The 19,562-nt window shown below is 56.7% G+C and carries 25 protein-coding genes; 6 read left to right on the top strand and 19 right to left on the bottom strand.

Annotated elements, in window-relative coordinates; genetic code table 11:
* Window positions 1-275: 275 nt before the first annotated feature.
* Window positions 276-776, bottom strand: coding sequence for a Dps family protein (locus tag AC2FIT_RS21600; RefSeq protein WP_496832362.1), 501 nt, complete (start codon window positions 774-776; stop codon window positions 276-278).
* Window positions 777-1,046: 270 nt separating this feature from the next.
* Here AC2FIT_RS21600 and AC2FIT_RS21595 point away from each other — a divergent pair, with 270 nt between their 5' ends.
* The gene (locus AC2FIT_RS21595; protein WP_224891240.1) at window positions 1,047-1,217 is read left to right on the top strand and encodes a hypothetical protein; all 171 of its coding nucleotides are present in this window, start codon (window positions 1,047-1,049) and stop codon (window positions 1,215-1,217) included.
* A gap of 104 nt (window positions 1,218-1,321) precedes the next feature.
* Here the strand turns inward: AC2FIT_RS21595 and AC2FIT_RS21590 are convergent, their stop codons facing one another.
* Window positions 1,322-1,558, bottom strand: a complete 237-nt coding sequence (locus tag AC2FIT_RS21590) for a CBS domain-containing protein (protein ID WP_496832360.1) — start codon at window positions 1,556-1,558, stop codon at window positions 1,322-1,324.
* Between the two features lie 51 nt (window positions 1,559-1,609).
* Here AC2FIT_RS21590 and AC2FIT_RS21585 point away from each other — a divergent pair, with 51 nt between their 5' ends.
* Window positions 1,610-1,873, top strand: a complete 264-nt coding sequence (locus AC2FIT_RS21585; RefSeq protein WP_496832358.1) for a hypothetical protein — start codon at window positions 1,610-1,612, stop codon at window positions 1,871-1,873.
* On the opposite strand, the gene AC2FIT_RS21580 is transcribed toward AC2FIT_RS21585, so the two are convergent.
* Both AC2FIT_RS21580 and AC2FIT_RS21575 read right to left on the bottom strand, forming a co-directional pair.
* On the bottom strand, window positions 1,865-2,236 hold the full coding sequence (locus AC2FIT_RS21580; RefSeq protein ID WP_496832356.1) for an SPW repeat domain-containing protein: 372 nt from the start codon (window positions 2,234-2,236) through the stop codon (window positions 1,865-1,867). The genes AC2FIT_RS21585 and AC2FIT_RS21580 overlap by 9 nt on opposite strands.
* Window positions 2,237-2,254: 18 nt before the next feature.
* Window positions 2,255-2,503, bottom strand: coding sequence for an EF-hand domain-containing protein (locus tag AC2FIT_RS21575; RefSeq protein WP_496832354.1), 249 nt, complete (start codon window positions 2,501-2,503; stop codon window positions 2,255-2,257).
* A gap of 254 nt (window positions 2,504-2,757) precedes the next feature.
* Here AC2FIT_RS21575 and AC2FIT_RS21570 point away from each other — a divergent pair, with 254 nt between their 5' ends.
* From AC2FIT_RS21570 to AC2FIT_RS21560, 3 genes are all read left to right on the top strand, one after another.
* The gene (locus AC2FIT_RS21570) at window positions 2,758-3,642 is read left to right on the top strand and encodes a LysR family transcriptional regulator (RefSeq protein ID WP_496832352.1); all 885 of its coding nucleotides are present in this window, start codon (window positions 2,758-2,760) and stop codon (window positions 3,640-3,642) included.
* Window positions 3,643-3,862: 220 nt separating this feature from the next.
* Window positions 3,863-4,339 (top strand): pseudoazurin, encoded by a 477-nt coding sequence (locus AC2FIT_RS21565; RefSeq protein ID WP_496832350.1) that lies wholly within the window; start codon window positions 3,863-3,865, stop codon window positions 4,337-4,339.
* 321 nt (window positions 4,340-4,660) lie between these two features.
* On the top strand, window positions 4,661-4,945 hold the full coding sequence (locus AC2FIT_RS21560; RefSeq protein WP_496832348.1) for a hypothetical protein: 285 nt from the start codon (window positions 4,661-4,663) through the stop codon (window positions 4,943-4,945).
* Window positions 4,946-5,078: 133 nt separating this feature from the next.
* On the opposite strand, the gene AC2FIT_RS21555 is transcribed toward AC2FIT_RS21560, so the two are convergent.
* Window positions 5,079-5,588 (bottom strand): DUF6647 family protein, encoded by a 510-nt coding sequence (locus AC2FIT_RS21555; protein WP_496832346.1) that lies wholly within the window; start codon window positions 5,586-5,588, stop codon window positions 5,079-5,081.
* A gap of 103 nt (window positions 5,589-5,691) precedes the next feature.
* Here AC2FIT_RS21555 and AC2FIT_RS21550 point away from each other — a divergent pair, with 103 nt between their 5' ends.
* A complete protein-coding gene (locus AC2FIT_RS21550) occupies window positions 5,692-6,609 on the top strand; it encodes a LysR substrate-binding domain-containing protein (protein ID WP_496832344.1) in 918 nt (305 codons plus the stop codon).
* Between the two features lie 45 nt (window positions 6,610-6,654).
* On the opposite strand, the gene AC2FIT_RS21545 is transcribed toward AC2FIT_RS21550, so the two are convergent.
* The 14 genes from AC2FIT_RS21545 to AC2FIT_RS21480 all read right to left on the bottom strand — a co-directional run bounded on the left by AC2FIT_RS21545 (window position 6,655) and on the right by AC2FIT_RS21480 (window position 19,492).
* Window positions 6,655-7,350 (bottom strand): alpha/beta fold hydrolase, encoded by a 696-nt coding sequence (locus tag AC2FIT_RS21545; protein ID WP_496832342.1) that lies wholly within the window; start codon window positions 7,348-7,350, stop codon window positions 6,655-6,657.
* On the bottom strand, window positions 7,347-8,471 hold the full coding sequence (locus AC2FIT_RS21540; RefSeq protein WP_496832341.1) for a cobalamin-independent methionine synthase II family protein: 1,125 nt from the start codon (window positions 8,469-8,471) through the stop codon (window positions 7,347-7,349). Before AC2FIT_RS21540 ends, AC2FIT_RS21545 begins: the two co-directional genes overlap by 4 nt.
* Window positions 8,472-8,481: 10 nt before the next feature.
* Window positions 8,482-9,084, bottom strand: coding sequence for a class I SAM-dependent DNA methyltransferase (locus AC2FIT_RS21535; protein ID WP_496832340.1), 603 nt, complete (start codon window positions 9,082-9,084; stop codon window positions 8,482-8,484).
* Window positions 9,081-10,040: a cupin domain-containing protein gene (locus tag AC2FIT_RS21530; protein ID WP_496832338.1), complete on the bottom strand. Its 960-nt coding sequence runs from the start codon at window positions 10,038-10,040 to the stop codon at window positions 9,081-9,083. The genes AC2FIT_RS21535 and AC2FIT_RS21530 overlap by 4 nt, the downstream gene beginning before the upstream one ends.
* Window positions 10,037-10,192 (bottom strand): hypothetical protein, encoded by a 156-nt coding sequence (locus tag AC2FIT_RS21525; protein ID WP_496832336.1) that lies wholly within the window; start codon window positions 10,190-10,192, stop codon window positions 10,037-10,039. The genes AC2FIT_RS21530 and AC2FIT_RS21525 overlap by 4 nt, the downstream gene beginning before the upstream one ends.
* Window positions 10,193-11,182 (bottom strand): nuclear transport factor 2 family protein, encoded by a 990-nt coding sequence (locus AC2FIT_RS21520; RefSeq protein ID WP_496832334.1) that lies wholly within the window; start codon window positions 11,180-11,182, stop codon window positions 10,193-10,195. It abuts the gene before it with no gap.
* Window positions 11,179-12,222: a LacI family DNA-binding transcriptional regulator gene (locus tag AC2FIT_RS21515; RefSeq protein ID WP_496832332.1), complete on the bottom strand. Its 1,044-nt coding sequence runs from the start codon at window positions 12,220-12,222 to the stop codon at window positions 11,179-11,181. The genes AC2FIT_RS21520 and AC2FIT_RS21515 overlap by 4 nt, the downstream gene beginning before the upstream one ends.
* Window positions 12,222-12,986: an SDR family NAD(P)-dependent oxidoreductase gene (locus AC2FIT_RS21510; protein ID WP_496832330.1), complete on the bottom strand. Its 765-nt coding sequence runs from the start codon at window positions 12,984-12,986 to the stop codon at window positions 12,222-12,224. Before AC2FIT_RS21510 ends, AC2FIT_RS21515 begins: the two co-directional genes overlap by 1 nt.
* A complete protein-coding gene (locus AC2FIT_RS21505; protein WP_496832328.1) occupies window positions 12,986-14,038 on the bottom strand; it encodes an ester cyclase in 1,053 nt (350 codons plus the stop codon). The genes AC2FIT_RS21510 and AC2FIT_RS21505 overlap by 1 nt, the downstream gene beginning before the upstream one ends.
* Entirely contained in the window at window positions 14,035-15,366 is a 1,332-nt protein-coding gene (gene hisD / locus AC2FIT_RS21500) for a histidinol dehydrogenase (RefSeq protein WP_496832326.1), read from the bottom strand. Before hisD ends, AC2FIT_RS21505 begins: the two co-directional genes overlap by 4 nt.
* Before the next feature lie 11 nt (window positions 15,367-15,377).
* The gene (locus tag AC2FIT_RS21495) at window positions 15,378-15,908 is read right to left on the bottom strand and encodes an ester cyclase (RefSeq protein WP_496832324.1); all 531 of its coding nucleotides are present in this window, start codon (window positions 15,906-15,908) and stop codon (window positions 15,378-15,380) included.
* 128 nt (window positions 15,909-16,036) lie between these two features.
* Complete coding sequence (locus tag AC2FIT_RS21490) at window positions 16,037-17,191, bottom strand: carbohydrate ABC transporter permease (protein ID WP_496832322.1); 1,155 nt, start codon at window positions 17,189-17,191, stop codon at window positions 16,037-16,039.
* Window position 17,192: 1 nt separating this feature from the next.
* A complete protein-coding gene (locus AC2FIT_RS21485) occupies window positions 17,193-18,215 on the bottom strand; it encodes a carbohydrate ABC transporter permease (RefSeq protein WP_496832320.1) in 1,023 nt (340 codons plus the stop codon).
* Between the two features lie 65 nt (window positions 18,216-18,280).
* Window positions 18,281-19,492 carry an ABC transporter substrate-binding protein gene (locus AC2FIT_RS21480; protein ID WP_496832318.1) on the bottom strand — a complete coding sequence of 404 codons (1,212 nt, stop codon included), beginning with the start codon at window positions 19,490-19,492 and terminating at the stop codon, window positions 18,281-18,283.
* Between the last annotated feature and the right edge of the window lie 70 nt (window positions 19,493-19,562).

Raw genomic sequence — 19,562 nt, 5'->3', positions numbered from 1 at the left:
GCGACAGAAAGCAGGGCGGGCACGAATTGATAAAGCGACACCGCCATCGCGGACAAATCATGCTGCGCAAAACAGCTTTACTGGGACCGCCCCAATACCGAAGCCCGGGGCCTAGACAGAAAAGTTCGCTTACATCACCGCTCCGTTTTCCGCGCCGTGAATTATGTAGTGCGTCGGAAATCATTGCATTCTGGCCCGAGCAACGGTCTGTGCATGGTTTGTTTTGTTCAGATAAAACGTTGCATGCTAGGGCGAAGGATCCTAATTGCGCGGCGTCAAGCAGCCACGACAGCTTTGAGCATCCAAACCGCCTCTTCGTGTTTGACCATGCGCGCATTCATCAGGTCTTCGGTCGCTCCGTCGCCGTGCCGTGACGCAAGCGCCGCCGTTTCCCTCAGGTTGCGCACGATTGTTTCGTTATCTGCAATCAGTTGTTTGATCATACCATGAGCGTCTTTGACGGTCTCTTCTTCCGCCAGCGTCGCTTGGCTTAGCATGTCCGTGAACGAAATCGGTGCAACATGACCCAAAGCACGGATACGTTCCGCCAATTCGTCGACCGCCTCAAAAAGGTCACGATACTGACGCTCGGTCAGCTCATGTATCGGTAAAAACAGCGGACCCACGACATTCCAGTGGCACCCTTGGGTTTTCACCATCAGCAGCATGCTGTCAGCCAGCACTTCGGTGACCGCATTGGCGATCCAGGTGTTTTTGCCGATGCCCGTATCATAGGTTTGGTCTTGCGCTTCGGGTTTCAGAACTTGATACGTCATGTTCAATCCTTTTTGTTAATCAACTACACTCAACATGTATACATATTTACTTAAAATCAAATAAAAACAGATAGTTAAAAGACGTATACGCCATTAGTCACCCAGGTTCATGAGGTGCCATGTACAAGGTGTCGAACAGCGCTGACGCATGCGGTTGTAGAAATGGAGATGCCCTGTCATACATATTTGGAGTAAGTGACGTATGTAATTGAGGGTGTTTCAGTGTCTGACCAATCCCGGCCGCCGAAAAGAACTGAAAAACTCCAGCTGATGCTAGACTTGGAAGAGCTGAAAGCGATCGATGACTGGCGGTTTGAAAACCGTTTGCCATCCAGAGCAGCCGCAATTCGCGAGCTTATCCGCAGGGGGCTCATCTCACAGGAGTTTGATGAACCTCCGACTGATGCAGCGTCAGGTGAGTTCCGTGTCACGGATGAATAAGGCAAAACGTTTTGCCTGACCCTTGCAGACTGCTTTCTCAAAAGCTGAAACTGGTCAACGGGTCGTTCACTGACCTTTACAAACAATTGCGTATCGCTTTGGCTTCAGGCGTTTGGCCGATCCGAAGTTTTACGAGCCATGCCCCGGAGCACCGCCTGTTCAAGCTCATCCTCTTCATGGATGCGCGCAAGGATTTCCTTGCTGCTCACCACAGTTAACGGTTCGCCGCGCTGCGTAATCACAAGATTGCGGACCTCGTGCTTGGCCATCAGGTTTAGAGCGGTGGACAGCTTAGCGCCAGTCGGACAGGCAACCGGGTTTTCTGTCATCCAATCGTTCACGGTCTGCTCGTAAAAAGACGAGCAGGAATCCGCAAGGCACAGAAGGATACCATGATCCTTGATAATTCCGACCAGTTGCCCATCTTCGATGACAGCCAGCGCGTTGACTTAGAGAAGGGCCATCGTCACGGCCGCGTCAAAAACGGTTGTGTCGGTATCACAAAAGGGGCGGCGCTTAAATTTCTGCGCGTCAACTATGCTGGCGATGGTCATGGCTATGCCTCATTTGAGAGTTCGCGGTTCATGGCGCCATTTCAGAATAACATGGGACAGGAAAAAACACGGGGCGACATCCCGCGCCCCGTGTCATTCTAAGCGATCGTGTACCGTTTTTTGGCTCACCAACACCTCCCAAGCGGCAAGCGCAATCAGAACCGACCCGGACACCCACGCATTGGCCGCAGCCATATGGTGTCCGGAGAAACCCAACAGCATTGGCATAGCAATCAAAACTAACCCAGTCGCCACGACCGGAGCCACCCATACGAGATGGTGGCCTTGGGTAACTCTGCTGCACATGAGCAGGATGCCAAATCCGAAGGTCATGAAAACAAGCATCTCCCGATCAGCCAAGCCCCGTAGCAGAACCTCCTGGCTAAACAGAAGAAATGGAGACATAACCAACCAGATACCCAGCGCTGCAATCATCCACCTGTAGGGTGGGATTGGCTTTCTCATGGCTTGATCGCCTCTGGCTTACTGATCGGTGATGGACGCGGGCAGAAGGTCGGCCTCAACGGCGGCCAACAATTCGACTTCGTTGATGAAACCATCTGCATTTGCGTCTATATCAAGGAAAATATCCCCGGTTATCTGAGGATACTTCGTCTGCAGCTCTGCCAAAGACGCAAGCCCGTCGCCATCCATATCAGAATCGGCTGGCACGGCGAACGCAGGCAGAGCGAACAGTGGTGAGAGCAGAGTAACAATTGAAACTCGACCCATTTTTGGTCTCCAGGAAACATGGGCAGCTTGCCCGTTTCGGGGTTGGTGTAGCGCGCTGGTGTAGGTGCATCTTCGGGTGTTCAGGTTGCAACGCCTCCGCAGGTCGGGATCTCCACTACAAAATGAAATCCGTTGATTGGTCTTCCGATCTGGTGGGGGCACTTCTGCGCTACACAGGCACTATGACACAGTCGCATCGTATTGAATAACGAATTTTTGTCGTCGATAATATCGGATATTCAAATAGGTGACCCGTGGATATTGAGCTTGCCCGAACATTCCTGGCCGTCGTTGAAACAGGCACCTTTTTTGATGCGGCAAACAAGGTGCATGTTACGCAATCGACGGTCAGTATGCGCATTCGAACGCTAGAGCAACAGCTGGGACAGGCGGTATTCGAACGTGGCAAGTCGGGCGCAACCCTAACACCTGCAGGGCGGCATTTCTTGAAACATGCTCAGGTCCTTGTGCGAACCTGGACGCAAGCAAAGCTGGATGCGGGCCTGCCCGTAACAATGGCCGCCGCGCTGGAAATCGGGGCTGCCCCCAGCCTCTGGGACGGATACCTTATCGAAGCCTTACCCGATTTAATGGAGGCACTGCCAGACGTCGCAATCAGGGCATCAGCAGCGTCCCCTCAAACCCTGTCACGTGAGATTTCAGAGGGCGGTCTTGATCTTGCCATCATGTACCGCCCCCGCAAAGCGTCAGGCTTATCTGCCCTTCAACTCTTTCAGGATGAGTTTGTTCTGGTAAGCAGTGGGCCAAACGCACTACCAACTGAACTGGGTGAATCATATGTTCTGATAGATTGGGGTCCGGAATTTCGGGCTGACCATCTGCTGAATTTTCCTGAACTTGATGCGCCACGCCTGCAATTGGGGATTGGTACGCTTGGCCTTCAGTACCTGAGGTCTGTGCCCTCGGCCGGTTATTTTCCGCGGCGTGTTGTTGAACCGGCATTGAGTGAAGGCTGGTTAAGCCTGATCGAGGAAGCGCCCCGATTTGCATATGCTGCCTACGCGGTATTCGACGAAGGCGAGGAAGAAGGATTTCCGGGGCAAGCCGCACGACGGCTTCTCAACGCTGCAAAGGCAGTTGAAAACGCACCACCTAGGGGACGGCAGATCGGTAATTAAGAACTTCTGATATGTTCGACGCACAAAGATCACCTGCCACATGGGGCAAATCCTGCGGCCTTTAATCCATCATTCGGACATGGGCAGGTACGTCCAATCGAAACCTGCCTGTGTGCGTCTGCTCCCCTTGGTGCGCTAAACCGTCGCTATTTTCGGTTCCTCACCGGACTTCTCAACAGCGCTCGCTATCTGCCGTCAGATCAATAATCGGGAGACTGCTATGAAAACGACATTGCTAGCCATCGCACTCAGTGTGGCATCTGCCGCACCTGCGCTTGCTGACATCATCGAGATCGAGATGTTGAACAAGAACGAGGACGGAGACCGAATGGTCTTCAGCCAGGAACTGATCCGTGCCGAAGTCGGTGACATCATCCGTTTCGTTCCAACTGACAAGTCACACAACGCTCAATCCGTTAAAGACGCGCTTCCCGAAGGACAAGAACCGTTCCGAGGACGCGTAAACCAGGCGATTGAGTACGAAGTAACAGAAACCGGCCTTACTGCTGTTGTGTGCTTGCCGCATCAGGCCATGGGTATGGTCGCATTGGTTGTAGTCGGGGATGACCTGTCAAATGCTGATGATATCCTCAAAGCACGCGTCCCCGGAAAAGGCGGGGACAAGCTTGAAGCGCTGGTGGAAGAGGCAAGGTCTTTGATCACCACCGACGAAAGCGGCACTGATCAAAACAGCTAAAGGAACGGCACAAATGGCAGCGGGACACACAGGTCCTGCTGCGCAATGGACGGAGAGCCCAACACAGTAATCAGCAACACATGGAAGGAATGACATGCCGAGCGACATGACCGTGAACTCAAACTCATCGAAACGTCAGGGACTTGCACAAGTGGTCTATACGATTGGGCGGCGCAAGGGCCGGGTGCCCGGCTTCGATTGGAGTGATCGCTTCGCGCACTGGACAATCCGCATCCCACTTGCGGGACTACTGTTCTACTACGGCCAACAAAAGTTTCCGTCCGTATTCACGTCACCGGGGATTTTGGCGTACCGGCGGCATTGTACATTCTTGCCGCATTTGCAGAAATCTTTGGCGCTGCCGCACTGATCGTGGGTGGTGTGATCGAAACGTTCAGACCGCAACTGGGTAAGTTCCGGCTCGCTGGCGATGCCCTTACCCGTCTTGGCGGCTTTGCGGGTGTGGCAGCTGTTACCGGGGTAATCGTTTATTTCTACTGGGGTGCGCTTACAATCGCTGACCTTCAGGTGATGGCCTTGGGTCTGTCAGCTTTCATGCTTCTGCGCGGTAATAAATACGGGCGCAAAGCCTCACTGAGCGCGTGATAAAGCCAGCATGACTTAAGAACGCGATATCCAAGGTCTGACGCGCGCATCGCGTCGGGCCTTCCGAAAGGTGACGCTTGCCACTCAAAGCACGAAATCTCATTCGCTCGCGGGGAAGGACTTCCCGGATTGGTTAGTCGGCGCTCTCGGGGTGGACGTCACGCGGTGCGCAGCTGGACGCAAGGATGACTGCAATCCAATTAACATCAAGGTCCATGCTGCGTTCAGCCAGCCAGTCCCTCTGCAAGTTGTAGGCGGTTTGCTCTTTGGCCGCCGGGCAATAGTAGTGTCGGTCGTTCTGACGGTGATGCACAAGCTCGTGCAGAAGCACCGATATGTCCTGTGGGTTTGATGCGCTCCAGGGCAGAACCAACGTGATTTCACCGGTCATCGGGTCGTACAAACCGCGCGGTTCTGTCCCGATCATCGAAGCCATTTCGCCGGGGTCTGAAACGTCGTTACGCGTTGCAAACACGATGCTGGCCGGTTCACGGGCGCGGGGAAGGTCCGAGGCAGAATCGACCCAAACGTGAAGGTCTTCAATCAACGCTGCCGGAATTTCCGGCGTGTCCGCATTTGACGAACTGGCAACAACAAAAAGCTGGGCGGCCGCGGTCAGCGCGGCGCGTCTGAAAGAGGACATGGGTCTCTCCATTTGGCAGGTGTGGATTTGCGGTAAGCCTAGCCGGATGGTATGATTGCTGGCAAAAGATGATTTTTCATCACCCAGTGAGGGAAATTCACGCGTGAAGAAACGGCAATTGCCTCCCTTCTCGGCTGTGAAAGCATTCGAGGCCGCGGCTCGTCATCTAAGTTTCAAGGATGCCGCGCAAGAGCTCTGTTTGAGCCCCTCTGCAATTTCGCATCAAATCCGGGCCCTCGAAGACTATCTTGCGACGGCTCTTTTTCACCGTGAGAGCAACAGGATCAGTCTGACCGCCACGGGACGAGGTTACGCAGGGCGGCTTACTCAACTGCTCGATCATCTCGACGACAGCACGCGGGCGGCAAAGGGTGACGAGGACGGGCAAACTCTGCGGGTATTGTCCACACCGGGTTTTGCGGCCCGCTGGCTTTTGCCACGACTGGGGCGATTTGAGCACGCGCAGTCCATTCGATTACGTATTGCAGAGGGTGCCCCTTCGACGGATTTCGCAACCAATGACGCTGACATTGTCATCAAATGGCGCGATGACCCGGAAAATGGTGTTGATGTCACGCCTTTTCTGTGTTCGGCGCGCTATCCAGTTGCGTCACCATCGCTGCTAGAGCGCAACAACATCTCCCATCCGCGCGACCTGCTGCGTTTGACACTGTTTCGGGACGAAGTTGACGACCAATGGCCTGAATGGTTCCGTGCGGCAGGCGTTGTGGCTGAGCTTTCAGATGGTGATCCTGTCTATCCGAACTGCGAATATGCCTCGACCGCAGCAGAGGCCGGTTTGGGCATCTCGCTGGCCTACGAAGTCGTTGTGCGCGCGACGGTTGAGGAAGGCCGGCTTGTCAGACTGTTCGACGCCACGACGCTTCCATTCACCATCTATGCTATTGCGACACAATCATCGCGGCGGACAGATCCCCTCATCAGGTCCTTCCATGATTGGCTTCTTTTCGAAGCCGGAGATCACAAGGCCTCAGAAACACTGATTAAAGCCGCCAACTAAATTAATGCACGGACGCTGCGGTATTTGCCTGCGCATCAGGTCCTATCATGTGGCTTCCAACCACCGGATCAGGGCTGCTGTCGTATCATCGGGCTTTTCCAAAGTAGGCAGGTGCCCGGCCTCTTCGATGATTTCCAATGTGCTGTTTAGCAGCAATTCGTGCATCAGCCTGTGCCGCTCCACCGGGCACAGGCCATCCTCGCGTCCGCACAGAATAAGTGCGGGGCCGGTATAGGATTTCAAGGTCTCACTCTGGTCGGGGCGATCCATCAAAGCGCGGGATTGGCGCAGAAATACATCGGGACCAAGATCCATCGCCATGGCCTTGCAGAGGTCAAGAATAGCACCCCGATCGGGGCCATCGGCCAGATAGTTGGGCTTCATCTCATCCCGCATTACCTGGCGCAGCTGGCCCGCCTTCACCGCAGCCATCTGCGGCCCGCGACGCGCCTTGACCTGCGTCCTTTCGGCCAGCGGGTTGGTGTCCAGCAGGGCCAACCGCTCAACCCTCTCTGGTGCCTGCCGCACCACCTCCATCGCCACGATGCCACCCATGGAAAGACCCGCCAGCGCGAAAACTGGGGGGGCGTGGGACAAGACGTAAGCCGCCATTGCCTGCACGCTGTCCTGCGTCGCAAGTGGAAAGGTCATCAATGGCCGCGAACCCGACAGAGCGGCGATCTGCGGCTGAAACAACCGCGCATCGCACATCATTCCGGGTAGCAGAACCAGCGGAGTCATGCCCGGGCCAGCTTTGCGCCCTCGGACAATGCTGTCAGCTTGGCATAAGCGATATCCGGATCGACCGCACCAAAGCCCGCGAAGGTGCCAAAGCCGCAATCACTGCCTGCGATCACCCGGTCAGCCCCTACGATATCGGTGAACCGTTCAATCCGCTGCGCCACCAGTTCGGGATGCTCAACAAAGTTCGTCGTGGTGTCGACGACACCGGGAACCAGAACCTTGTCGTCGGGAATCTCACCCTTGCGGTCATGGAACACCGTCCACTCATGCGCATGGCGCGGGTTCGAGGTTTCGAACAACACATAGCGAGATTTGGTGTTCATCAGCGTCGTGAACACCTTGTCCATGGCAATGTCGCAGCAATGCGGGCCTTCGTAATTTCCCCAACATATGTGCACCCGCACCCGATCCTGCGGTACATTCTGCAACGCATGGTTCAGCGCCACAACGTGCATATCGGCGATCTTGACGAATTCCTCGTCTGTCAGATCAGTGAACAGCATATGGCGCGACAGGGCAAGGTCGGGACAATCCAACTGGATATCCAGACCGGCGGCCACGATGGTTTCGTATTCATCCTTCATCGCATCCGCCAACGCGGCCAGATAAGCCTCACGCGTTGGGTAGAAATCGTTTTGCAGGAAAAGCGAAATCACGCCTGGGGATGCCGCGTTCATAAATCCGCGCTCGGCCCCGTGCTGCGCCATGGCGGCCTTGAGGTTGGCAATATCCTTCTCAAGCTCTCCCTGCCCTTTCGAGCGCACCTCGCCGGTGCATTGGGGCCGCGCGTATTTTGGTGTGCCACCGTCATCGGCCAGCCGTTTCAGAAAGCCGGGGAACATCTTCAGATCAGCCGGGGCATTGCGCGGGCTGTCGCCTGAAAATCCGGTATATCGATCCTTCACGTAGGTGGCATAGGAAATCTTTGAAGTCTCGCCATCACTGACGATGTCCACGCCCGCCTCAACCTGTTTGCGCACAGTCTCGGAAACGGCTTTCGACATGCTCGCGTCAAAAGCGGCCTGATCGAAAGGCTCTTCGCGTTCGCGGGCAAAGATAAAATCGACCACCTCTTGCGAGCGCGGCAAAGACCCGACATGTGTTGTTTTTACAGGCATGGCCCCTCCGTTACATCTTGCGCGCCATCAGAACTGTATGGCTTTGGGTTTCCGGATCTTTCGCCAGAAAGCCAGTCATAATCATCCCGTTTTCCTCAAGACAAGCCGCATAGCCTGCGGGCGAAAGTGACGCGTGATACACCGCCTCTCCGCCGACGGTGCCGTGTTCCTCACCGGCGCTTGGGCCTACGGTTAGCATCAGCATGCCGCCCGGGCGCAGATGGCGTGACATTCGGGCGATACAGCTTGTCTGCTCGTCAGCCGTCAGGTGGAAAAAGCTGTTCCAGGCGATGATCCCATCAAAGGTCTGGTTCAACTCAAAATCGCGCATATCCGCCTGCCGCCAATCGCAATCGGGCCAACGGCTTTGGGCAATCTCAAGCATGGCGTCCGAGAAATCGACACCAGTGACGGTGAAACCTTCGGCCATGAACCAGCGCGCGATGGGCTCGCCCGTGCCGCATCCCAGATCCAGAACGTGATCACCGGGTTTCAGACTTGCGGTGAAGCGCGCAAGCCAGCGCGCTTCGAACAGAACCCGCGAGCGTTGCTCATCATAGGTTCTGGCCTGCCGGTCATAGACGGCGCGGGTATTGTCGGGATCAAGGGTCATCCGATCCAGGTGGCTCCGGCAGGATCGTCAGTTGCCGTGATCCGATACAGACCTGCCTGCCCGGTCATGGAGGGCGCGACGCTGTATGCCTCGCCCGGCATGACCAGCACGGTATCGCCGTTGGACAATACAGTCTCGTACCCGTCGACAGAGATGCGCCAATGGCCACTGGCTGGCATCAGAACCACTGGCTTATCGGCCTTGACCGCTTCGGTGACGGACGAGCCACGGGTCAGGAAATCAACTTCAAAACCCGGTTTGTCTTTGATAAGGCCGGTTTCGCCAATCACCAGCGCCGGTTTGTCTGCTGCCAGCGCCATCAGGTCCCAGTATCGGGCCACGTATTTGCCAACTACAGCATCGACTGGAACCTCGGGATAGTTTTTCAACTCTTCTTCGGTCAACACAGGCATTGGGCGGACATTGTGCGGCAGGTCCTGACCCTTTTTGCTGTCGTATAATACGCCATTGTCACCCAGCATCAGACCATGCGCCTGCGCGTCCTGGATCACCTGCGGTGCCCATGTGACACCCCCGCCCGCATCATCGCCACCAAGGATCGACATGATCATCCCATAGTCCTGACCCACATTTTCGAAACCACGGAAGATGCCGGTAGGAATGTTGAAAATGTCGCCCTCTTCAGCAATGAACTCACCCGCCGTCCCATAGCGGCCCCAGAAAAACCGCCAGCGGCCTTTGGCAACGAAAAACACCTCGGCCGTGGTGTGGCTGTGCAGCGAGTTGCGGCATTTCGGCGGCTGACCCGCCGCACCGATGTTAAAGCCGATCTTGTCGGTAATATGCACGTGCTGATCCGGCGATTCCGACACGCCACCACCGATAATGGTGAAGTTTTCCTTTTGATCGCTGCCCGGCGTATGCGCATCGATAAAGGCGGTTTTACAGGGCTGCAATTCGCCATAGCGGACGATGCGTTGTTGAATGGTGCTCATGACTGTGTCTCCTTGGGATTGAGGGGTGTGTTGGGATCAATTCCCATCCCCGGAGGACGATTGTTCAGACGCCGCGCGCGCAGCGACGCGCGATGCGAATGATGTCGCCGCGCCGCCTGACTGGCGTTCAGAGATGATACTGTCGCGGTCACTCAGCCCTCTCCGCCTTGCAGCAGAATCTGTTTCCAGACCGAGGTTTCGTCAAACAACGTGTATTCGCGGCGCAATTGCGGGTGGCCCGTGATCAACTCGCCAAACTCGGCATGGCTGATGCCCAAAACATAAACCTGTGCACCAGTCGGCGCACCAAAAACACCCCACCCGTCATGCTTGCCCCACAAGCTCCAGCGGATCGCAGCACGAGGGGCCATGTTCGGATCGTCGCGACCGATCTGGTGTTCGATCTTGAATTCGGCATTCGGAAAGCTGGCGCGCAGTCCCATCCAGAACCGGTCTACCGAGTCCCACCCGTGGCCCGTGACACCGCCGACATATTCAGACTGCACGGCGCGATCATACTCGGCCTCGATCACGCGCATATCGGCACTCATGATCCGGGTCAGGATATCGGCATAGCGCTGACCCCATTCATTGTCGTTTCCATTGCCTTTATAGGGGCCAGGTCTATCGGTTTCGGGCGTCAGGGGTTTAACGCAGGTGTCCGGCCCACCTTCGCGCGCGATCAGGCCCGCGGCATATTCCTTGGGGTCCCATGCCATCTGCCGCACGATGGCACCCTGATCACGGATCAGCCATTCATCGTTGATCTGATTGTCGATGGCATGGCAATCTGCCAGAATCCGGTAGCGCAGTTTAGTGCCGGTAGGCTTGCCATACACGCCCTCGGCCAGATGAGTCGCGGTCGAGATGATCCGGTGAGAGCTCAGCATTCCGTCTTCCGGCGTACCAGACCAGATCACATCCTCGCCCAGAAGCTGCCTGTCAGGAAACTCGGCCAGTGTCGCCATGGTTGCGCCGATGACATTCTGGTTGCCCACGACCACCGACGCGGGCGACCGTACAACGATATCCTCGCTGTAATAGTCATGCAGCGTGGCTATACCCCGGTCTTCCCAGATTTCCTTGGTGATACCGATGATGTAATCCGGAAAATCCCGGAACTTCGGATCGAAGCCTTTCATGTCTCTGTCCTTTGTGGTGTCCACCCCTTTGGCAACCGGGCCGAGGTCCGCACGACCAATGGCCCATCAATGGCCACCTTGCGCGGCTCGATCGTCGCGAGGGCTTCGATATGTTCAAAAAGCGCGGCTACGGTTTCGGCCACCATCATGTTGGCCCGCTGCCGGATTGTCGTCAGGTTATAGGCGGGCCACCCTGCGGGCGGCACGTCATCATAACCCACGACCGAGACGTCCTCGGGCACGCGCAGGCCTAGCTCAAAGCGGATCACATCCATCACCGCTAGGGCCATATGGTCGTTGGCAACAAATACGGCATCCGGTCTTTTGGTGGGGTCCACATCGAACATCCTGCGCGCGGCGGCGCGGGCGTTTTCGGTGTGAAACTCACCAACGTCATGGGCAAACAGGTCATGCCCGGCCGCGTTCAGCGCCGCGCGAAATCCGGCCTCGCGGTCACGCTGGGTCGAGGCGCCTTGCCAACCTGCGATGTAAGCAATCCGTTCATGGCCCCCCGCCACCAGGAACTCGGCCACTTTGCGACCACCCGCATAGTTGTCGGACGTGACGGTGGTGATCCCCTCGATATCCTGGCTACGGTTGAACAGTACCACCGGTACCCCTGCCTGCTGGCAGCGCATGGCGATGTCCGACGACATGGGGACCGAGGCCAGAATGACCCCGTCCACCTGATAATCCAGGATTTCATCCATTACATCGTCGATATTCCCGGCTGAGCGTGAAGCCATGAAAATCAAAACGTGGTAACCTCGCTCTTGCAGGGCATTCGAAAGCTTCTCAAGCGCTTCGGGATAAAAGTAATTGTCCAGATACCCGACCACCAAGCCGATGATGCGGCTTTTGCCGGACACCATCGCCCGCGCCAGAACATTAGGACGATAGCCCAGTTTTGCCGCGGCCTCGCGCACCTTCTCTTCGGTCTTTTTGCTGACCGACGCGCCGGGGGTAAACACCCGGCTGACCGCCGACTGGCTGACACCGGCCAGTTGCGCAACCTGAAGAGAGGTGACTTTCTCGGGCATCAGTCCGCCGTCCACCCGCCGTCAATCAGCATCGAAGTCCCGGTGACAAGCGCCGAGGCGTCCGAGGCAAGATATGTGACCGCACCCATGATGTCTTCGACCTCACCCACACGGTCCAGCTTGATTTTCTCAAGTATCCAGGCGGCCCGTTCCGGATTGTCGAAAGTCGATTGGGTAAGGGGCGTGCGAATAAAGGTCGGACAGATTGTGTTGATCCGAATGCGCTGCTTACCCCATTCGATCGCCATGGCTTTGACCATACCCTCAAGCCCATGCTTGGTTGCGCAGTAGAGCGCCCGGTCAACACCGCCCACGTGACCCATTTGGCTTGAGATGTGAATGATCGACCCCGGTTTGCCAGCGGCCATCAGTGCTTTGGCTGCGTAAGCCGACAGGAAATAGGCGGACCGCAGGTTCACATCCGTAACGGCGTCAAAATCCTCTGGCATCGTCTCAACCGCGGGGCTGTGGCGCGCGGTTCCGGCAGAATTCACAACCACATCAAACACGCGGCCTTCGAACAGGTGTTTCAGAGCGTTCAGATCACTCTGATCCAAGACCGCGGCCTCGGCTGACCAGCCCTGCCCTTGCAACGCGGCAACGGTGCCGGTCAGGCGGTCCGCGCCGCGCGCGGCGCAGACCACATGGGCTCCGGCCTCGGCCAGTGCCACGGCGCAGCCCTGCCCGATCCCCGAGGACGCGCCGGTTACAAGAACGGTTTTACCCTTTAGCGAAAACGAAGGAGTACGGGGCAGGTCTGTCATCAGCTCATTCCATCTGGCGTTTCAATGCGGCCCAGGTTCCGGGCCTTGTTGAATTCCCGCAGACGGGCAAAGACGTCAACGCCAAGCTGCCGGTAAGCATCCAGAATATCCACCAGCACCCAGTTTTCACGGATGCGGCCGTTTTCCAGCCGCCAGAAGTCGAGGCTGCGCATGGTGATCTTTTTGCCGGAAGGTGCGATCCCCAGCCAACCATCATGCGTCACCGTCTGGATCATATTGGGCCAGCCGGTCACCGCCGCGTATTCACCATCACCGAAGAAGTGATAGGTGATGTCATCCACGTACTGCCCACGATCCGGCATACCGTTCAGGAACGGAATCTGGTGCCAGTTGCGGAAACCCGCATAGCCGCGCCCAGTTCCGATGCCTGACGGGCCGTACCAGTTCATCCGCGGATGCCAGAAACGCTCCATCTCCATAACTTCGGGTCCACCTTGCGACGGGTGCTTTTTCAGGTGTTCCAGCATGTCGATGATGTGCCGGCAGGTCGCCTTGCCCTTGGCGGCATCATAGGGACCGGGTACAAAACCGTCCTGTGTCGCCGGTCCGGGCACATGCCATTCATGACCAAGGCTGGGGGCCATCGGCCAGGCGTTTGCCTGCATCATCACCTCAGGGATGTCCCAAAGCGCCTGAACCTCAACAACCTTGCCGTCCACGAACCGAAAGAATTCGTGGAACCGCATGGTCACTTGATGGCCGGTTGGCGGAATATCAAGCCACTGACCCGTGAAAGTACCGGTATAGTAACCCCCACAACCGACCCAGTCGGCGCCATCTTCATCCGGTCCGGCCATGACGATGTAGTCGCGCCGTTCGAGATCGGGCCAGGCATCCAGAAGATCCTTGTAGGCGCGGTCATAAAATGCATCGCTGCCAGTGCTGTCGCCGAACGGATGGCACAGGTGAAATACGGCATCGTCAGCCGTAACCTCAGCCAGCGCCTTGCGAACACCAGCCTCGGAAAAGTCGTACATTGCGGCCCTAAGCGGTGCGATCAGGGCCTTGTGTTGGGTATGCGCGTCACTCATTCAGCGGTATCCCGATAGGGGGCGGGTTCGCCATAGGGGACATTGATGCCGCCATATCTGCGCACGCGAACATTGCATTGCTCGGCATGGCCAACAAAGCCTTCGAGCATGCACAAGCGTGAGCCATATTCACCGATCAGCGTCGCCGCCTCATCCGTCAGCACTTTCTGATAGCTGTGCGTCTTGAGGTACTTGCCCACCCAAAGCCCACCGGTATAGCGCCCGGCTTTCTTCGTTGGCAGGGTATGGTTTGTTCCGATCACCTTGTCCCCGTTCGAGACATTGGTGCGCGGACCAAGGAACAACGCGCCATAGCAGGTCATGTTTTCCAGGAACCAGTCATCGCGGTCGGTCATCACCTGAACATGCTCAGACGCGATGTCATCGGCAACCTGCAGCATCTCGTCATAGGTGTCACAGACAATCACTTCGCCGTACTCGTCCCACGACACTTTTGCAGTGCCAGCCGTTGGCAGGATGCCAAGCAGGCGATCGACCTCGGCCATGGTGTCTTCGGCCATTTTGCGCGAATTGGTCAGCAGCACGCAGGGGCTGTTATAGCCGTGCTCAGCCTGACCCAGAAGGTCGGTCGCGCAGAGCTCGGCATCTGCGGCGGTCTCGTCGGCAATCACCATCGTTTCGGTTGGTCCTGCGAACAGGTCGATACCGACACGGCCGAACAGCTGACGCTTGGCTTCGGCCACGAAGGCGTTGCCGGGGCCGACCAGCATGTGAACGGGATCGATCGTCTCGGTACCCAGTGCCATGGCACCGATGGCCTGAATACCGCCCATGACATAAATCTCATGCGCCCCGCCCAGATGCATGGCTGCAATCACTGCCGGGTTGGGCTTGCCGTTGAACGGCGGCGTGCAGGCGATGATCCGGGGCACACCTGCGACCGAGGCCGTCGCCACCGACATATGCGCCGAGGCCACCATCGGGAACTTGCCGCCAGGCACATAGCATCCGACCGACTGAACCGGTATGTTCTTGTGGCCCAGAATGACACCGGGCAATGTCTCAACCTCGATGTCCAGCATCGAGTCGCGCTGCGCCTGCGCAAAGTTACGCACCTGTTCCTGTGCGAACTTGATATCAGCCAATTCACGGTCAGTCAGTTGACCAATGAGATCGTCGATCTCCTGCTGCGACAGACGGAACGAGAGCGGGGAATAGTTGTCAAACTTCTCGCTCAGTTCACGCACAGCGGCATCGCCGCGGGTTTCGATGTCTTTCAGCGTGGCCTCAACAACAGCCCGTGTCTTGGCGTCATCCTCGGCCCGGTCAGCGTCAGACTTCCCGCGTTTCAGATACTTGATTGTCATGTTTCCAATCCTCAGTTTTCGGGCCGGGGCGGAGTTTTTTCGCCCCGGTCAAATGCTTCCCAGCCTTGCCCGTTGAACACGTCCACGCCCAACTGCGCCGCAACATGGGCGAAATCGACATTCACCCAATTGTCCACGATCTTGCCGTCGACCACTTTCCAGAAATCCATGTACCGAATCTCGACTCGTTTGCCGGTCGGGGCGATGCCCAGAAATTCACCTGAATGGGTGGCCTCCTGACGGCCGAACGCAGCCGCCCATTCACCCATGTAAAGCCGGGCTTCGTCGATACAGGTCTTGTCCGAGAACGCCGCCTGAAACGGGCGCTGCCAGTTGTCCTGAAACTCTTTCAAACCGGTCTTGGTGCCGCAGCCCTGGTTGCCCATCCAGCGAAAACCCTGCGAAAAAAACTCGCTGATATCGTCAATTCGATGGTCGTTCAGTCCATCGACCATGGTTTCGATGACGTGGCGTGTTTCTTCCGTCTTGCTAAGGTCCGTGTCGCGGGTCAAAACCGCTTGTTCGGGGCGGGAGCCTTTCATTCTTCATATCCTTTCAGGTTGTCCGGGGATGAGTTTTGAGGAGAAATCCCCAAAGCTCAGGAAGTCCCGTGGCAACCTGTTTAAGGCAGGATGGCGCGCCATGGCGTTGTGTCGGGCGTGGTTACTCATCAGCCTTTCACGGCTCCGGCGGTCAAGCCGCTGACGATTTGACGTTGGAAAATCAGAACAAGAAAGATCAAAGGTGCAGTGATCGATACGGCAGCCGCCACAGCGACGACCTGATCGGTTGTGGTCGTTTCGCGGTTGAACATACCAACAATGGCCGGAACCATCGTCTGGTTCTGTGCGTCCAAAAGCAGAGAGGTAACCAGAAAGTCGTTATACGCCAGCAGGAAGCTGAACAAGCCCGTGGTGATCACACCCGGCCACATCACCGGCATGATAACACGCCGGAATGCCTGAAAGTGACTGCAACCGTCGACCCGCGCGGCCTCGTCCAGTTCGGACGGGATGTTCTGGAAAAATGACCGCAGCATCCAGATGGTAAAGGGCTGATTTATCGCGACAAGTACCGCAATTACGGCAAAAGGCTTACCGTAAAGCGTAGGCGCGTTTTCACCAAGGATCGGGGCCAGCCATTCAGCCGATGAGATAAAGACCGGCAGGTAACCCGAAACCAGCACCGAAGGGGGCAAAGCCCGGAAAATCAGCGCGACAATCAGGATCCAGAACGCCAATGTCGAGCCTGAACGCGCCAGCCCATATCCGGCCAGCGTACCCACGGTCAGTGACAGCGTGACAACTCCAGTCGTTACGATCAGCGAGTTTTGAAAATTGCTGGAAAAGCCACGGTCGACCCACACTGTCTTGTAATGCTCGGTGGTCAAACCCAACACATCTTTGCCCAGCGGGCCAACAACCGGGTTCAGTACCCCCAGAACTGCGGGCAGGATTACGAAAAACACCAACAGGAAGCCGACAATCACAACCAGTACACCGATCACCCATCCAAACCACGCTTGTCCGGGTTTGCTGTACGACTTGACTACCGAGGGCAGCGTTTTCGTTGAAACAAGGATGGTGCCCCAGAAAACCGCAATGCCCGCAATGATATCGAGTATCGATATTCCCTGCCCTTTGGCCAATGTTGCTGGCCCAAAGATGACGTTCAGCGCATTGCTGTCAAAAGCATCTACCGGCGATTTGAAGCTCATGACCGTAATCCAAAGGATCGGAAAGACGGCCACGATGCACCAGAATGCAAGGAAGATATTCGACGTCAGCCTCAAGCTGAGGGGTTGGCGAAGCGCACGTGAAGACATCTTAGTGACCTCCTTTATGATCACGCCATGTCCGGCGCAGCGGGAAGATAAGCAGGATGACGACGCCGATCATGGTCAGCATGGCACTGGCCGAGGCCCGGCTGATCGACCGGTTGCCGGCCTGATCAGGCACAAGGAAGTCGTAGGTCAACCACTGCAGAGAGATGACATAACCCTGGCTTGAGAAGCCGACGATTTCTTCAAACACCCGGTAGCTGTCCATCAGGTGGATCATCGACACGAAGATGATCAGCGGCATCAGATGCGGGATCACAATATACTTCATCCGCTGCCAACGGGTCGCACCGTCGATTACCGCGCTTTCAAGACTGTCCTGGTTGACCGTCTGCAATCCGGCATAGAACACGATGGCGGCAAAGGGCGCGACGTGCCAGACACGGTAGACCATCATCAGGATCTCGATCGTCCAGGCTTGTGCAAACAAGGCGATGTCGCGGTTCAGCCATGTCTCAAGCATCGCGGTCAGAATACCATCGCCCCGAAACAGCCAGTTGATCGACAGTACCCCAATCACGGGCGTGATAATGAAAGGCAGCAACGAGACGAAAATCACCGGTCCGCGAATGGCCCGGGCAGCATTGTTGATAAGGACCGCAATACCCAGACCGCACCCAATCACCAACGGCAACGTGATCAGGGTGAAGGTCAGGGTAAAACGCAAAGCCTTCCAGAAGTTAATCGTTGATAACACGTTCCATTCGCCATTGCTGATCGCGCGCCAGACCCGTTCAGGCTCAAGCACATTGCGATAGCTTTGCAGCCCAACGTATTCTGTTTGGGTGATGATCTCTCCGTGCTCGTCCAGTTTGGGCTGAGAGACCTGTTCCGTTATGCAAGTCTGTGTCAGGAAACCGGGCGTACAAGTTTCTATCTCTACCGTCTCATAAATCGGTTGCGTGATGTAGAAACTCTGCATGAACACGCTGATCAGCGGATACGCGATAAAGAGAAGCATCATAAAGACAGAAGGGCCGACAAAGGCGGCAAATGTCCGGAAATTCATGGCTCTGCCTTTCTCATGGTTCTCAGGGGAAGGCGCAGGAGGGCCGCAGCCCTCCCGCGGGAGGATCAGTTGGTGATCAGACCGGCTTCTTTGGCGGCGGTTGTATAGTCCGCCTCGATATCGGCCAGTGTTGTCTGGGCGTCCTTGGCACCGGTCAGGTAATCGGCCAGGCCGTTGCCCAAAGCGGTGTGCATGATGCCCATCGGCCCCGACGCCGGATAGGCCTTGGCACCGGCTTCGGCGGATGCGGCAGCACCTGCGGCCAGTTCACCTGCGGAATAGGCAGGGCTTAGCCAGACGGCGGCATCATTGTTGGCACGAACCATGTCTTCATCCATGCCTTCAAGTGCAACGCGGAAAGCGGCATCAGCCTCTTCATCGCTCATGTTCGCGGCAAAAACGACCCCGTCCCACCAGACCGTGGTCGCAGGAGCGGCCGAACCCATCGGGGCCGCCGCCATCGTAACCTTGCCAACCACCTGACTTTCGGCCTCGTCATTCATTGCCGCCGCACGGCTGGCCCAAAGGTTCGCCATGGCAATCTTGCCCTGCTGGAACTGCTGCTGAACGTAGGTGGAGTCAGACACAAGGTATTCAGGGTCCATGTATTCGGTCATGGCCTTCATCATTTCCAGCGCTGCGACGCCTTGGTCGTTGTTAATCGTCGGCATGTTTCCTTCACCGAAGAACTCACCACCTTCACCGAGGTACATGTTGACGAATTCCTGGCCGAGGTTCCAACCGGTCTTGAAGGTGGCTCCGATCGGATATTCCATGACGCCTGCCTCTTTGATCTTGGCGGCAGCAGCCAGAACATCGTCATACGACTTGGGTTCTTCGATGCCCAGATCGGCCAGAACATCGCTGCGATACATCAGGTGCTGGGCGTTAACCATCATCGCAATCGCCATGGTTTTGCCGTCGACCTTGATCAACTGGTTCGGCAGAAGGTTCTGACCGTATTTTTCGACCAGGTCATCCACCGGACGAATGGTTCCTGCATTGAGCAGAGGCACCAGTGTCGCGTTCGAGACACCGCCAATCTGATAAAGCGCCGGATCGGCTGCAAACGCTTCGGGCTGCTTTTCGCGGAACTCCTGGTCCAGCGAAGCACTGAAGTTGCCGCATTCAGCCATCGCATCGGTCACGGCTTTCCAGGCTTCGAACCCTGCTGAAAGCGATTTCAACGGCACGTCATTTTCAAAGGCACAATCGGCCCACGCGCCGCCTGCGGCAAGGGACATGGCACCTGCCATGAAGAGTGATTTGAGTTTCATGCGTTTCTCCCTGTCAGGATCGGTCCGTCGTCGACGTCCGGACCGGTGTTATGCCCGAATGGGCTGTTTT

This window comes from Ruegeria sp. YTSA135 (assembly GCF_059610165.1).
Note: the sequence above shows the minus strand (reverse complement) of the source record. Positions and strands in the feature narration are given on the sequence as shown.